Raw genomic sequence first — 14,295 nt, 5'->3', positions numbered from 1 at the left:
TACCTGTTTAGGGAATCTTTGCTTCGGACCGCACGTTGGCCGGGTATAGAACGCAGCTGCGGGAACGAGGTGCCTGGGGATGGCAAGGCCTACGGGGAGTCGCACGCAGGAGGTCGCCGAACGCGACCTGCTCGGAACCTATCTGGCGGAGATAGGCCGCGTTCCGCTGCTTACCGCCGAGGAGGAGGTCGAGCTCGCGAAGCGTATCGAAGCGGGGCTTTTCGCTGAGCAACTGCTCGACAGCGGAGGCTCCGAGCCCCGCATCGGGGACGTCGCCGACGAGGAGCTCGAACGGCTGGCGATATCGGGGCAGCGTGCGAAGGACGAGTTCATCCAGGCCAACCTGCGGCTGGTCGTGGCGGTTGCCCGGAAGTACTCCGGGCGGGGGATGCCGCTGATCGACCTGGTCCAGGAGGGGAACCTGGGCCTGGTGCGAGCGGTGGAGAAGTTTGATTACCAGCGGGGATACAAGTTCTCGACGTATGCCACGTGGTGGATCAGGCAGTCGGTCGGACGAGCCATTCACGAACAGGCACGCCCGGTTCGGCTGCCTACGCACGCCGGGGAGCAGATGACCCGGTTGATGCGGGTACGCCGTGACATGCTGGCCGAGTTCGACACCGAGCCCACTGATGACGACCTCGCCAAGGTTCTGGAACTGCCGATCGAGCGGGTACGCGAGCTGCGCCGGTGGGCCTCCGACCCCGTTTCGCTGCAACTTGGCGTGGGCGACGAGGACGAGACCGAACTCGGCGACATGATCGCGGACGAGACGTGGGCGGATCCGGAGCAGCAGGCGATCGAGATCCTTGAGCGTGAGCGGCTGGACCAGTGGCTGACCGACCTTGAGGGCGACACCTCCGAGATGCTGCGGTGGCGGTACGGGCTGGTGGACGGGCGAGAGCACACGCTTACCGAGGTTGGCGAGCGGTACGGGATCGGGCGGGACCGGGCACGGCGGATCGAGCGGGACGCGCTGGCTCGGTTGCGGAAGATGGCGGCCGCCTAAAAGCCAGGTCATCGCCTTTGGCGCGGACGGGCAAGGTCATCGCTCTTGGCGCGCTTCGCGCTCAGGCGTTTCTCCAGTCGAGCTGAAGCTCGACCCCTGTCGGGCCTCCGCTCCGGGCGCCCTGCTTTTGGCCCCCTCCCTTACCCGGCTAGGTGGCCAGCCAGCTCCTGCCCACCCGAGCCGGTTGGGGTGTGGGCCGGCTGGGTGACCTTAGCCGGGTGAGTCCTTCACGGCCGGGAACCGGTCTCCTTAGCTGGGGCCAGCGTGGCGGCTCCGCCGTACAGCAGAGACCGGAGGAGCTGGGGGCTGTGTTGGCCGAGCACGTCGGCACCGGGCGCGAAGGTCTGAGCGGACCCGTCGATGACGTTGCCGGTCTGCGTGGAGACCGCGGCCTTCGCCACCAGCGGGATGACCAGAAAGGCCGCGAACCACAACCATGACGGCGGGCCGAGCGCGCATGGATCAGGCCTGGGTGATCGACTGGAAGACGCGGTTGAAGACCTGCTCCTCGGCGGTGGTCAGCTGGCGGTAGGTGCGCAGCTTGGCGTAGTCGGCGTCGCTCGGGAAGATCAGCGGGCTCTTGATCATCGCCTCGAGCGCGTCCTTGTCCTTGCCCTTGGCCGTGCCCGCCTTGGTCGTGAGGGTTTCCTGTACGGCCGGCACGGGCGAGATGTACTGGATGTACTCCTCCAGGGCGGCCGCGGCCTCCGTGGAGTACAGGTGGTCCATCAGCATCAGCGCGTCGACCGGGTTCTCGGCGCCCTTGGGGATGAGCATGTTGTCGGTCCAGATGGTGCCGCCCTCGGCGGGAACCACGAAGTTGACCGGTTCGCCGGCGAGCTGACGCTGGAAGACGTCGCCGGACCAGGCCATGGTCAGCCAGACGTCGCCCTTGGAGACGGCGTCGATGTAGTCCTGGTCGTAGTACTTGCGGACCAGGCCGTCTTCGCGCTGCTTCCGGAGCAGTTCGCCGGCCTTGTTCCAGTCGGCTTCGGTGGAGGCCTCCGGATCCACGCCCAGGGCGAACATGCTGAAGTTGCCGATCTCCTGCGCGTCGCGCATCATGCCGACCCGGCCCTTGTACTTCGGGTCGAACAGCGACTGGATGCCGGTGATCGGTTCCTTGACGTACTTGGTGTTGTACGCGATGCCGGTGATGCCGCTCGTGTAGGGGACCGTGAAGCGGTTGCCCGGGTCGTAGGAGCGGCTCTTGTACTTCTCCCCGGCGTTGGCGGCGAAGTTCGGCAGCTGCTTCTGGTCCAGCTCGACGACGTAGCCGAGCTCCAGCATGTGCTGCAGCTGTACACCGTTGGTCATCACGATGATGTCGTAGCCGAGCGATTGGCCGGCGGCGAGCACCGGGCGGGCCCTGCCGAAGAACTCCGCGTTCTCCAGGATGACCTCCTTGTACTCGTAGGAGATCCCGGTGGCCTGCTGGAAGGCCTTGAGCGGGCCCTGGTCCTCGGGCATGTACTCGGGCCAGTTGGCGAAGACGACCTTGCCGTTCTTCTTCTTGCCTGCCCAGTAGTCCTTGTCGAGGCCGGGGGAGTTCTGCGCTTTCTGGCCCTGGACGCCGCACGCGGCCAGGGCGAGCATCGCGGCGGACATGCCGAGGAAGTTTCGCCTGGTGCGGGGCTGGGTCATCCCGCGAAGGAGGAGGGGGTCCATCACTGTCCAATCACGTAAGAATGCCGCGGCTGCCACGACAGCCGGACGGGGTCGCCTCGCTCCGCCGTGGTCGTCGCACTCATGTGCGGGAACAGCGCGTAGGGCTTGAAGACCGTGTTCACGTCGCGCCGGTTCGGCGGCACGTTGGTGACGTCCTGGCCGTGCGGCCGCACGACGCCCCCGGTGGGCTCCTCGAAGCCGGCGATCATCCGCATGGTCGTGGTCTGGCCACACCCGGAGGGGCCGAGGAAGGAGAAGAACTCCCCCTCGGCGATCTCCAGCCTGACATCGTTCACGGCCTGAACGGCCTCTAGCTGGATCGCGTGCAACCTTAGTCCGCGAAGCCGGAAAGCCGGTGAACCACGCGCCCGCCGACCATGGTGAGCAGGACTTTGGTCTCGGCGATGCGCTCGGCCTGCACCTTCATCACATTGCGGTCCAGCACGATCAGATCGGCCAGCTTGCCCACCTCCAGCGAACCGGTGTGGGCGTCCTGGCGTAGCTGGTAGGCGCCGTTGAACGTGGCGGCCCTGAGCGCCGCCGCCCTGGTCAGGCGCTGGTGCGGGGTCATCACGCCGAACTTCGCGAACGGGCTCTTCCGCGACGCCGTACGCGTGATCACCGTCTTGATCGCGGTCCACTCGTCCAGCGGGTCCACCGGCCAGTCGCTGCCCAGCGAGATCCGCCCGCCCGCGCGCCACAGATCGCCTTCGGGCTCGTAGTTCTTCCACCGCTTGGCACCGAGGTACGGCTTGACCGCCTCGACCGAATCCGGTGCGGGCTTGGCCCAGTGGAAGCCCATCGAAGCGGTCACATTGAGCTTGGCGAATCGCGGGATGTCGGCGGGGTCCACCAGTTCGGCGTGGGCGATGGCGGGCCTGATCTTCTTGTGTCCCGCCGCCCGCATCGCGCTGAAGGCGTTCAGCGCGATGCGCACCGCTTTGTCGCCGATGGCGTGGATGTGCGGATCGAATCCGGCGGCGGCCACCTTGGCGACGATGGCGTTCATGCCGTCCTGCGTCCAGTACTGCTCGCCGACCTTCTTGCCCTTCACCCAGTGGTCGTGCTTGTGCACCAGGTACGGCTCCAGCAGGGCCGCGGTCTGCGCCGGGTACTGCAGCACGCCGTCGATGAACAGCTTGGCGTTGTTCACCGCGATGCCCGGCCTGACCTTGGTGGCACCGCCGTGGTACTTGCGGCGCGTCCGCAGCAGGCGGGGACCGGGATCGCGGTCGGTGACGCGGACCGCCAGGGCGAAGTGGGCGCGGGCGGTGAGCTTGCCCTGGTCCGCGAGCGTGGTGAAGGCCTTGAGCGCCTCCTCCGAGGCTATGGCGTCCATGAAGGTCGTCACCCCTTGCGCGGCGAGCGCGGCCAGGGCCGTACGGGCGACCTTGAGGTTGTCCTGACCGGTGGGCTCGGGGATCTTGGCGGTGACCAGGCCGGACGCTCCGTCCTGGAGCAGGCCGGTGGGCTCGCCGTCGGCGTCGCGCTCGATCACGCCGCCCGGCGGGTTCTTCGTCTTCGCCGTGATGCCTGCCAGCTTCAGCGCACGGCTGTTGACCAGTGTGGTGTGGCCGTCGCTTGAGCTGACCACGATGGGCCGCCGGGTGTCGAGCGCGTCGAGGTCGGCCTTGCTGAGCTTGGTCCCCGCGGGCCTGATGGCCTGCTGGTACCAGTTCACGACGGACACCCAGCCGTCCGGCTCCTCGTCGGCGGTCTCGCCGAGGTATTTCTGGATGATCTCCCGCATCTCCTCCACGGTCATCGCGGCGTACTTGAGGTCGCAGGCGAGCAGCCCTTCGCCGCCCGACATCTCGTGCACATGACCGTCGTGCAGGCCGGGCATCAGCATCCTGCCCTTGAGGTCGACGACCTTGGTGGCCTTGCCGGTGTGGGCGCGGGCGCCCTTGGCGGTGCCGACGTAGACGATGCGTCCGCCTCTGACGGCCAGGGCCTGATGGACGCTGTCGCGGGCGTCCACGGTGTAGATGAAACCGTTGGTGAAGACGTAGTCCGCCGACGTGTCGGCGTTCGCCGGGGCGGGTCGGGCGAAGGCGGCGGCCAGCGCGCCGGAGATGATCGCTGCGCGGCGCGAGAGATGGTTGTGCACGGGGGGCTCCTGAAGGCGAGGCAGCCTTTAATTTGAATCACATTAAAGTTTGCTACTGCTGTCCGTCAATGACGGGTTGCTGCTGAGTGATGCAATGGATGCCCCCGCCGAGCGCGAAGATGGCGCGGGCGTCAACCGACTCGACCGCGCGGCCCGGGAAGAGCTTGCCCAGCAGCTCGGCCGTCTCGGCGTCGCGCGGATCGTCGAAGGAGCACATCAGGACCAGCCCGTTGGCCAGATAGTGGTTGATGTAGGAGTAGTCGCTCCCCTCGACCGAGGGGCCCGGCAGTTCGACGACCTCCAGGGGCCGCCCCTTCGCGTCGGTGGCCGAGCGCAGGATCGCCAGGTTCTCCCGGCCGATCTCGTGGTCGGGGTGGCCGGGATCGGGCTGGACATGGCACAGCACCAGGCCCGGCCGTACGAAAGAGGCGAGCAGGTCGACGTGGCCGCCGGTGCCGTACCCTCCGTAGTCGGCACTCAGCCCGCGCGGCAACCAGATGACCTTCTCCACCCCGAGCAGAGCCCGCAGTTCCGCCTCCGCGTCCGCGCGAGTCCAGCCGGGATTGCGGCGGGGGTCGAGCTGGACCGTCTCGGTCACGATCACCGTGCCCTCGCCGTCGACGTGGATCCCACCGCCCTCACCCACCATCGCGGTCCGGTGCCGCGCCACGCCCTCGCGCTCCAGGATGAAGCCCGCCACCAGGTCGTCCTTCTCGTGCGGCGCCCAGCCCCAGCCGTTGAAAGTCCAGTCGACGCCGGCCAGCCGGCCCCGGTCGAAGACGAAGGTGGGGCCGTTGTCGCGCATCCAGCAGTCGTCGAGCGGCCGCTCGACCACCTCCACACGCGGGTCGAGCCAGACGGCGGCCGAGTCACGCTCGGACGGGTCGACGAGCATCGTCACCGGCTCGAAACGCACGAGCGTGTTGGCCACCCGCGACCAGGCGCGGTAGGACTCCTCAGGGGTCTGCAGCACGTAGCCGACGGGCCAGGACATCCAGGTACGGCGGTGTGGATGCCACTCGGGGGGCATGAACACGAAAGGCTCCTACAGGAAATAAAGACGGTTGAGAGAGATGCAGTCCGCGGGCTCCGACCTGATGGGCTCGCCGTCGAGGGTCACCAGGCCATGCGGATCGACGAGCACCCGGCCCAAGCGCGCGTTACGCACGAGGTCGGCCGGGCCGATGCCGCGCGTGCCGTACACCGGAACCTGGCGGCGCCGCGTGGGCAGCGCGGCGGCGGCGCGGGAGACGAAGGCGACCGAGAGGTCGGCGGCGGTGGCGCCGTGCGCGCCGAACTGGGGACCGAGGACCAGTGGCTCACAGGCGTCGGTGGCGGCGTTGGGATCGCCGGTGACGCCCCAGGCGGGGAAGCCGGCCTTGAGCACCAGTTGCGGTTTGGCGCCGAACCAGGCCGGCTTCCACAACACGATGTCGGCCAGCTTGCCCGGCTCGATCGAGCCGACCTCATGCGACAGGCCGTGCGCGATGGCGGGATTGATCGTGAGCTTGGCCAGGTAGCGCAGGACGCGCTCATTGTCGACGCCCGTGGCGTAGCGAGCCGCCATGGCGAGCGTGCGCCGCACGGTCTCGCCGGCGCGGCCCATGCCCTGGGCGTCGGAGGAGGTGATGCCGATGACGCCCAGGTCGTGCAGGACCTGCTCCGCGCCCATGGTCCCGGCGCGGATCCGGTCGTGAGCCAGGGCGGCGTCGCCGGGCAGCTCCGGCCTGAGCCCGTGCACGGAGACGATCATGCCGTGGTGCTCGGCGACGGCGTCGCGGCCGAAGGGCAGCGTGGGGTTGGTGGAGGAGCCGATCACGTTGGGGACGCCCGCCAGTTCCAGCACGTTGGGCACGTGGCCGCCGCCGCAACCCTCGATGTGGAAGGCGTGGATGGTCCTGCCGTCGAGGACGGCCAGGGTGTCGCCGACGGACAGGCACTCGTTGAGGCCGTCGGTGTGCAGCGCCACCTGGACGTCGTTTTCCTCGGCCACTCGCAGGGCGGTGTCGAGGGCGCGGGTGTGGGCGCCCATGTCCTCGTGCACCTTGAAGCCGCAGGCGCCGCCCTCGACCAGCGCCTCGATCAGGGGCGCGGGGTGGGAGGATGAGCCGCGGGCCAGGAAGCCGATGTTGACCGGCCAGGCGTCGAAGGCGTCGAAGGCGTGCCGCAGCGCCCAGGGCGAGTTGACGCCGACGCCCCAGACCGGGCCGAACTCCTGGCCGATGATCGTGGTCACGCCCGAGGCGAGTGACGCCTCCATGATCCGGGGCGAGAGCAGGTGCACGTGGGTGTCGATGGCTCCGGCGGTCGCGATGAGGCCTTCGCCCGAGACGATCGTCGTGCCGGTGCCGACGACCACGTCGACGCCGTCGAGCGTGTCGGGGTTGCCCGCCCGGCCGATCGCGCTGATCCGGCCACCGCGCACGCCGATGGAGGCGCTGCGCACGCCCAGGATCGGATCGAGGATCAGCACGTTGCTGATGACCAGGTCGCAGGTGTCGCGGACGGAGGCGGCCTTCAGGTGCAGGCCGTCGCGGGCGGTCTTGCCGAATCCAGCCAGGAACTCCTCGCCCGGCTTCTGGGAGTCGTGCTCGACCTGGACGACCAGGCCGGTGTCGCCCAGCCGCACGTGATCGCCCTCGCGGTAGCCGTACAGGCTCATCAGGCCCCCAGATAGCCGCAGGCGCGGGCGCGCTCGATCGCCGTCTCGAAGGCGCCCGGCGCGTCCAGCGGCCCGTCGACGAGCCCGGCGAAGCCGATGGCGACCCGGGCGCCGCCGATCGGGGTCAATGCGACGGTACGGCTGCCGCCGGGGTCGAAGCGCACGGTCGATCCCGCCGGTACGGCCAGCCGCCTGCCGTAGGCGCGCGCACGGGTGAAGCGCAACCGGGGATTGGCCTCGAAGAAGTGGAAGTGGCTGGTCACACTGATCGGGACCGAAGCGGTGTTGGCGACCTCGACCTGCACGAGGTCGTCGAAGGCGACCCTTCGGCTCTGCTCGGCGGGGCGCTCGGCGGGGCCGAACGGCGCGGTGATGACGGCCAGCCGGGAGCCGTCGTCGAAAACGGCCTCGACCTGGATCTCCTGGACGACCTCCGGCACGCCGGGCAGCACGTCGCCGGGACCGAGCGCGGCGCGACCGGCCTCGATCGCCTCGGACAGTCTCGCACCGTCTCTGGCCGCCTCGCAGACGACGTCGGACATCAGGGCAATGGCCTCGGGCACGTTGAGCAGGAGTCCGCGGGCTCGCCGGGCGCGGGCCAGTTCCGCGGCGGTGAACAGCAGGAGCCGGTCCCGCTCGGTCGGGGTCAGTCGCATAACTTGAATCTAACTCAAGTTTTATTCGACTCCGCAAGCGTGTCAGACGAGCTTGGCCCCGGCCTCGTCGAGGGCGACCTGTACGGCTCCCTCCGGCTCCAGCCTGCCGATGAGCACGTGCACGGCCAGCCCGTCGAGCAGCGCGTTGAACGCCGCGAGGAAACCGTCGCAGCACCCGAAGACGCCCTGCTCGACACCGTCGCCGACAATCGCCTCAAGGTCGGCCATCCAGTCCCTGTCGAACTCGTCGGCCATGCGGCTCAGGTCGTTGGCCGAGGTGGCGCGGAGCCAGGCTTCCAGCCACAACTTCCACGACACGTCGTGGCGGCCCTTGGGCAGGTAGAGCGTGACGAACCGCGCCAGCCGCTCCAGCGGCTCGCCGCCGCGCCCCAGGTCATCCTCGCGCTGCTCGGCCAGCTGCCGCTCACTCCACCGGAAGGCCTCGGCGAGGATCTGGTCGCGGGACTGGAAGTAGTACAGGACCCGGGCGGGACTCATGCCCGCCCGCTCGGCGATCTGCTGCACCTGGATCTCGGCGACCGGCCGCTCGGCGATGACCTCCATCGCCGCCTCCAGCACCTGCCGCCGCGCCTGCCTGCCGCGTTCCTGGGTCTTCTCCCGCCGCACAGCCACCCGTCCCCGCCTGTCCGCTCGGCTGTGAGACTAGCGCACCGACCCCGTCTCGCCGGGTACGGGATCGACCCTGTGAAGCGTGCGCAACTCGCTGCGAGACAGCCGGCAGACGCAGCCCGGTCGGATCCCGCCGTTTCGAGTGGTCAGCTCGCCCGCCATCGCCTCCAGCGGTTTGTGCTGGCCACCACGAGTGCGCTACACCCTCACCGAACGCGGCCACGCCCTCGCACCGGTCATGCAGGCGCTGTGGGAATGGGGCTCCACCACCGCGGCCCTCAATCACGAGGGGGTGACCACCAGACCACACCGAGGCCACGGGGCCACGGGGCCACCTGTGGGCCGGCCTCTCGGAGGCGCCCATGGACACCGGCGAGCACTCGGCCGGTCTCCAGCCAGGTGGCGCTCGTGGACCTGTTCGCAGCCGTTTTCGCCGCCGCCATCACCATCGTCGTCGTCACCGCCGTGGTACGACTCCACCGGCGCAGGGGGAGCACCGTCGCCGTGGTGACGCAGTGGGTATTGGCGGTCATCTACGGACTCGCCTTCCTCCTGAGCCTGGTCGGCCTGTTCGTCACCGGCGACTTCCTCAGCCTCGTGGTAACCGGCGTCCTGGGCACGCTGCCGGTCACGGCACTCGTCCTGCTCTACAAGCCGGCCACCTCCGCCTGGTTCCAAGGCCGACCTTCTGTCCATCCTCAACACTGATGGCCCGCCCAGACGTCACAGGTCCGTCCGCCTGAAGCCGGCCACGTCGTCCTGCCTGCTCGCTGAAGCGGGACACAAGCGCCGGTCCCGGCAGGCGGCGGACCCCGAAGTGCCGAGCAGAAATCGTCCCTCGCTCAGCCGCCGGAATGCTTGATCGACTGGGGGTCGAGGGCTCGCTAAGGTGAGGCGTTCGATCGCATTCATCCCCAGGAAGTGTCACGTGTCCCGTCGTTATCGATTAAGCCTTCTCGCCCTCCTCGTCGTGGGCGTGTACGTCATCGCGCTGGCCATCGTCGGAGCGCTCGCCCTGGTCTCGGGCGATCTGAGTGCGATGTTGCGGCTGACGTTGGTGCTTGAGATGGACGAACGGCTCGCGGTGACGTGGCACAGCGTGGTCATTCTGGGGCTGGTCGGCGCGATGTGGGCGTGGGCGCTGTGGCAGGGGCTGCGTGGGCCGCTGGCCGGTCCGCCCGTCGAGGTGGATCGGGACACGGCGAGGCTACGGATCGCGCTGTACGTCGCGGCGGCGTCCTGGCTGGTCTATCCTCTCGTGACGTCCTGGTCGTGGTGGATGAGCCTGCTCGACTCCGCGGTGATGCTGGCTGTGGTGTGGCTGTACCACCCGGTGCTGACGCGTGGTCTCAAGCATGCGGACCATATGCGGTCTTTCGGCGTGGTGGCGTACGGGAGCATCGCGGTCTCCGAGGTGCTCGACTGGGTCGGCCTGCCTGTGGGTGACCTGCTGCTCCTGGTCGGCGGACTGGCGGCGCTGATCTGGACCGTGCTGCTCCTGCGGGCGCAGCGGAATGACAGCCGCTGGCAAACCTCCACCGTGATGTACGGCATCGCCTCCCTGGTCCTGATGTTCATCTCCTCGCTGCTGGACCGGCTGCTGGAAACCGTCGGCAACGTTCCCGGCACGGCCACGACTATCGCGGGTGCGGTGACCCTGATCTGGCTGACCCGTTCCGCTCACGACCTGGTCAATCCACGCCTTGAGCCGACGGCCCCGCCTTCGCCTCCGCCTCTCGCCGCGCAGCCGTAACGGCGCTTGGTCTGGGGTCGTTCTTGCGGCCTGCCCAGGACGTGGAGCCGGCTGGTGAGCTGGGGCGCGGTTTGGCATAACGGGGTGGAGTTTCGGCTTCGGACGGTGGCACCAGACGTGGTACTTCCGCACCCTCCCCACGGCGACGGGAGTCTCCGCGCGGGGGCCGGAGCGACACTGGCGCTTCCGGGCCCCGCGGGAGGTGGTTCTAGCCGGGGCTGTTGTCGTTGTTGCGGATCCATCGGTAGGTGGATTCGCCGGTGTTGGTGACGGCCCTCAGTCGGACGCCGCTGCCGTAGCCGCCCCAGGTGTTTCGGGTGGAGTCCTCCCAGATGTCGAAGTTGCAGTAGCCCCATTGACCGACGGCCCATCTGCTGTCGATCGAGCAGTAGAGCGTCTTGATGTACCGCCATCTTTGGCGGTCCCATGCGTAGACCTGGGCTTTCGCGGTGGCCCAGGGGCGGCTGCTCGTCTTCTGGACCCAGAGCATGTCGCCCGGCTTCTGGAAGCAGGCGGTCGCGCCTTGGCCGTTGATGCAGACGGTGGACTCGGCGGCGAGGTTGGGTTCGCTGTTGCCGGTGCCGGCGAGGGTTTCGCCGCCCTCGACCAGCGGTTCGCTGTCGGGGCCGGTGTCACCGGGCGGCGGGTGGTCCGTGTCCGGATCTTGCGTGAGGACGGCATGCGCCGGGGCGGTGAACACGGGGACGAGCGTGAAGGTCAGCGCTGCGGCGAGAACCGGAAAGGCCCAGCGTCGTCGGTGGGCGGCGAGGCGATTCATGTGAACTCCCTTGGCTTGATCACCTTGATCATGATTTGTCGGATTGGACCTTGGATGAGGCAGAGGCCACAGGCTCCCGCGGGCGGCCAGCGCCCCCGCGACCAGGACGGTCATGCGTCTTCGCAACCTCATACGCACCCCCTGATAGCCGACCCAGTCAGACCCGAACTCGACCGGAATTCCCTGATTCGGCGATACTGAATGGCATCACGCGATGGCCGAAATAGTGTCCCGACCATCTATCGGGGCGCGGAATTTGACGTCAGCCAACTGCGGTAGCTTCCGGATCAACCAGCCGGTTTATACGTCCGCAGCATCTCCATCGCGTGATGTACTGATGGGCCTTTGCTCTATACGACATAGGCCAGGCACCTATGCTCAGGTAATGAGTACACCCGCCCGCTCTTGGTGTCTTGAACAAAACGATCGCCGGATCATGTTCGCTACAAACGCGGCCGCCGACCTGTTCGCCAATACGTCGGCAGTCGGCTTGCGCCCCAACCCCAGGCAGCCCTCCTGGAAAGTAATCCTGGGCCTGAGTTCGGACATCGTCCTGCCGTGCGCCGGAGGGCAACCCGCCGCTATGGCCGGAGCTGTCTTTCCGCCTGGTGCCCCGTGCACTCAATTCCGATCGAACGGGCATGTGACGCTCTGGGTGAATGCCTGGCAGACAGCCGAGAACACGCCACGCCAAACCGTGTTCCTGAACGGCGCGACGGTGCGCCGCATCCTGGACGCACTCGGATCCATGCGGACGCCAGACCTCGACGAAGGGCGCCGCGTGCTGATTCCCTTCCTCGGACCAGAGCGACCCTTGGACCCGCGGCTGTTACACGCGTTTCACAACCTCACGCGTTTTCCCACACTGAAGGAACTCGCGAATGAAGTGCAACTGTCCCCGCCAAGACTGCGGTACTTGGTCCGCGAAACCGTCGGTGTGCCGCTGACCCAGTTGCGGCATTGGGCACGGCTGCGAAACGCGTTCTCCAGCATCGACCAAGGACTGGCCGTGGCCGCACAGCGCGGAGAGTTCGCCGACCAGCCGCACTTCACCCGCCTGACGCATCAGCTCTTCGGCAGCACACCGAGTTTCCTCAGCGGCCACGACGGCCGATTCCGTGCCCCGAGCTGAAGACAGGCGGGGCGACCGCCGAGCCATCGCGACTCCCGCAGAACGCGCCGAGCTGGAGGGCGGAGCCGAGTTTCATGTGCTCGCCGCGACGGCGCCCGATCAGCACGAAGTCCGCCTCATCCAGGTGAAACACCCGATCCAGGTCGGCCCGCGCCGGCGGTCCGGCGTTTCTGCCGTAGCCCGCTGCTTTGGCATCACTCAGGAACTCGACTGGCATAGGCCGCAAAGCAGGGCCGACCCACCGGCAACCAAGCCACAGTGATCAAGGCCTTACAGGATCCCGGTCGGGGGTCGTCCACCGACATCGGAACGGTGGATGGCGGCAACTCCCACCGATCCGGTCGCTAACGCCACTGACCGCTCCGTTGTCGATCAAGCCCCTTGTCGCGCGCTCACGCCCGGGGTGCGAAGTCTGCGCCGGGTACATGGGGTTGCTCGGGTTCTCGAAACGCCTGAGATCCGGCTTGAGGATGGGTTTGTGCATCCTTCTCCAGTTCGTTTGGGCGATGGGTGATGCGTGATCGCGTACCCACGTTGCGCGGTCTGGGCTGGGGGTTGAAGATGCCGGTATGCGCGCACGGGCTTGGGGCAGGTGGATCTTGCTTCTGTTGTCGGTACCGCTCGGGGTGGGTACGGCGGTGGCCAGCAATCAGGTGCTCACCGATGCCGGATGGAGCTGGGGGTGGACCGGTGTCGCTGTGGCGGTGGCCGCGGCCGGTGCGCTGGTCGCGTTCTGGCTGACCCGGCCTTCCGGCACTGAACCGGATCCTTCGGCGGGACTGCCCGATGATGGCGGTGCCCAGGCTGGGCAGTCCGGCGCTTCGGCGACGGGGGAGCGGTCGGTCGTTGTCAGCGGTGATAACAGCGGGATCATCTCTACCGGCGGCGGCAGTACCAACATCCAGATGAATGCCCGCGTTTCGGGTCAGGGGCGGGCATATCAGGCCGGTCGCGACCAGACCATCAACGAGTGACGGGCGCCACTTCGGATAAGCTCGGCTACGGCGCTCCGTCCCACACCGTCATTCATGAGACGGTGCTGCCGACCGAGGCGATCTGGCCCCGCAAACGCCACCCTTGAGGCCCGTGGTTGGTGCGGTCGCCGGGATGGACCCCACGATGGTGTACGACTGCGTGGATTTGCTGGCCGTTGATGATCGCTCCGGCTCTACCGGCGCTCCGGCTCTACCGGCGAGACGGGCCGCTTTCTGGCGAGCGGCAGCCCTGGTTTGGTTCTTCGTTTGGGCTTGGGTCCGGCTCTCATCCGTGGCTGCGTTTCGGGCCAAGTCCTTCTCTCGGGTTCGTGAGCTGTCGGCGGTGTCGGCGTGAGGACCGCCCAGTGTCAGGGTGGTCGGCGACGGTGAATGCCGTGAGCGGTGATTCGGGCTCGCTAGAATCAGTAGTCAACATTATTGAGTAGCTGGAGGAGTGTTCCGTGGGCAAGCAGTTGACGGAGATGCTCAAGGGAACGCTGGAGGGCATCGTTCTGGCGATCTTGGCCGGACGGCCCGCGTACGGCTACGAGATCACGGCATGGCTGCGGGAGCAGGGGTTCTCCGACATCGCCGAGGGCACCGTCTATGCCCTGCTCGTCAGGATCGAGCAGCGCGGTCTTGTCGATGTGAAGAAGGTTCCGTCCGAGAAGGGGCCGCCGCGCAAGGTGTACACGCTCAATTCTCAGGGGCGGGAGCATCTCGACGAGTTCTGGAGGAACTGGGGCTTCCTCACCGAACGGCTCGAACAACTCCACGAAGGGCGCAAGTAGACATGGCCGCATAGTGGATCGAAAAAGGTAACCCAACCGGCCCCCACCCCAGCCGGCCTCCACCCGGTGGCCCACCCAGCCGGCCCATCCTCGAACCGGCTCACATTCCCGGTTCATGCCGCAGTCGGTCCA

At 67.8% G+C, this 14,295-nt stretch carries 16 protein-coding genes and 1 pseudogene; 7 read left to right on the top strand and 10 right to left on the bottom strand.

Annotation, left to right across the window (positions count from 1 at the left end; all coding sequences use genetic code 11):
* The first annotated feature begins 79 nt into the window (after positions 1–79).
* Positions 80–1,009 carry a sigma-70 family RNA polymerase sigma factor gene (locus tag HNR40_RS25995; protein ID WP_184965681.1) on the top strand — a complete coding sequence of 310 codons (930 nt, stop codon included), beginning with the start codon at positions 80–82 and terminating at the stop codon, positions 1,007–1,009.
* Between the two features lie 227 nt (positions 1,010–1,236).
* Here the strand turns inward: HNR40_RS25995 and HNR40_RS25990 are convergent, their stop codons facing one another.
* The 8 genes and pseudogenes from HNR40_RS25990 to HNR40_RS25955 form a co-directional block, all read right to left on the bottom strand.
* Positions 1,237–1,410, bottom strand: coding sequence for a hypothetical protein (locus HNR40_RS25990; protein WP_184965679.1), 174 nt, complete (start codon positions 1,408–1,410; stop codon positions 1,237–1,239).
* Between the two features lie 61 nt (positions 1,411–1,471).
* Positions 1,472–2,653, bottom strand: coding sequence for a polyamine ABC transporter substrate-binding protein (locus HNR40_RS25985; RefSeq protein ID WP_246509487.1), 1,182 nt, complete (start codon positions 2,651–2,653; stop codon positions 1,472–1,474).
* 101 nt (positions 2,654–2,754) lie between these two features.
* Positions 2,755–3,006: pseudogene (locus tag HNR40_RS25980) on the bottom strand (ATP-binding cassette domain-containing protein); the annotation flags it as partial.
* A 2-nt stretch (positions 3,007–3,008) separates the two neighbouring features.
* Positions 3,009–4,787: an amidohydrolase gene (locus HNR40_RS25975; protein WP_221340828.1), complete on the bottom strand. Its 1,779-nt coding sequence runs from the start codon at positions 4,785–4,787 to the stop codon at positions 3,009–3,011.
* Between the two features lie 52 nt (positions 4,788–4,839).
* The gene (locus tag HNR40_RS25970; protein WP_184966337.1) at positions 4,840–5,817 is read right to left on the bottom strand and encodes an agmatine deiminase family protein; all 978 of its coding nucleotides are present in this window, start codon (positions 5,815–5,817) and stop codon (positions 4,840–4,842) included.
* 15 nt (positions 5,818–5,832) lie between these two features.
* The gene (locus HNR40_RS25965; RefSeq protein WP_184965672.1) at positions 5,833–7,449 is read right to left on the bottom strand and encodes an urease subunit alpha; all 1,617 of its coding nucleotides are present in this window, start codon (positions 7,447–7,449) and stop codon (positions 5,833–5,835) included.
* Complete coding sequence (ureA, locus tag HNR40_RS25960; RefSeq protein ID WP_184965670.1) at positions 7,449–8,105, bottom strand: urease subunit gamma; 657 nt, start codon at positions 8,103–8,105, stop codon at positions 7,449–7,451. The genes HNR40_RS25965 and ureA overlap by 1 nt, the downstream gene beginning before the upstream one ends.
* A 42-nt stretch (positions 8,106–8,147) precedes the next feature.
* A complete protein-coding gene (locus tag HNR40_RS25955; protein WP_184965668.1) occupies positions 8,148–8,738 on the bottom strand; it encodes a TetR/AcrR family transcriptional regulator in 591 nt (196 codons plus the stop codon).
* Positions 8,739–8,817: 79 nt separating this feature from the next.
* Between HNR40_RS25955 and HNR40_RS57885 the strand changes: the two genes are divergently transcribed.
* The 3 genes from HNR40_RS57885 to HNR40_RS25940 all read left to right on the top strand — a co-directional run bounded on the left by HNR40_RS57885 (position 8,818) and on the right by HNR40_RS25940 (position 10,488).
* Positions 8,818–9,246, top strand: a complete 429-nt coding sequence (locus HNR40_RS57885) for a winged helix-turn-helix transcriptional regulator (RefSeq protein ID WP_184965666.1) — start codon at positions 8,818–8,820, stop codon at positions 9,244–9,246.
* A complete protein-coding gene (locus tag HNR40_RS25945; protein ID WP_184966410.1) occupies positions 9,144–9,443 on the top strand; it encodes a hypothetical protein in 300 nt (99 codons plus the stop codon). Before HNR40_RS57885 ends, HNR40_RS25945 begins: the two co-directional genes overlap by 103 nt.
* A 262-nt stretch (positions 9,444–9,705) precedes the next feature.
* Positions 9,706–10,488, top strand: coding sequence for a hypothetical protein (locus HNR40_RS25940; protein WP_184965665.1), 783 nt, complete (start codon positions 9,706–9,708; stop codon positions 10,486–10,488).
* Between the two features lie 208 nt (positions 10,489–10,696).
* Here HNR40_RS25940 and HNR40_RS25935 read toward each other — a convergent pair whose 3' ends face one another.
* On the bottom strand, positions 10,697–11,266 hold the full coding sequence (locus tag HNR40_RS25935) for a hypothetical protein (protein ID WP_184965663.1): 570 nt from the start codon (positions 11,264–11,266) through the stop codon (positions 10,697–10,699).
* Between the two features lie 385 nt (positions 11,267–11,651).
* On the opposite strand from HNR40_RS25935, the gene HNR40_RS53730 reads away from it, so the two are divergent.
* Complete coding sequence (locus tag HNR40_RS53730; protein WP_221340827.1) at positions 11,652–12,398, top strand: helix-turn-helix domain-containing protein; 747 nt, start codon at positions 11,652–11,654, stop codon at positions 12,396–12,398.
* Here HNR40_RS53730 and HNR40_RS25925 read toward each other — a convergent pair.
* Complete coding sequence (locus tag HNR40_RS25925; protein ID WP_184965661.1) at positions 12,361–12,615, bottom strand: DUF4158 domain-containing protein; 255 nt, start codon at positions 12,613–12,615, stop codon at positions 12,361–12,363. The genes HNR40_RS53730 and HNR40_RS25925 overlap by 38 nt on opposite strands.
* A gap of 382 nt (positions 12,616–12,997) precedes the next feature.
* Between HNR40_RS25925 and HNR40_RS25920 the strand changes: the two genes are divergently transcribed.
* Both HNR40_RS25920 and HNR40_RS25915 read left to right on the top strand, forming a co-directional pair.
* Positions 12,998–13,372, top strand: coding sequence for a hypothetical protein (locus HNR40_RS25920; protein WP_184965659.1), 375 nt, complete (start codon positions 12,998–13,000; stop codon positions 13,370–13,372).
* Between the two features lie 461 nt (positions 13,373–13,833).
* Positions 13,834–14,163, top strand: a complete 330-nt coding sequence (locus tag HNR40_RS25915; RefSeq protein ID WP_184965657.1) for a PadR family transcriptional regulator — start codon at positions 13,834–13,836, stop codon at positions 14,161–14,163.
* Positions 14,164–14,295: the final 132 nt, after the last annotated feature.

Origin of the sequence: Nonomuraea endophytica (assembly GCF_014203235.1) — a bacterium.
Taxonomy (GTDB): Bacteria; Actinomycetota; Actinomycetes; order Streptosporangiales; family Streptosporangiaceae; genus Nonomuraea; species Nonomuraea endophytica.
The sequence above is the reverse complement of the archived record's forward strand: the minus strand, read 5'-3'. Positions and strand labels throughout refer to the sequence as shown.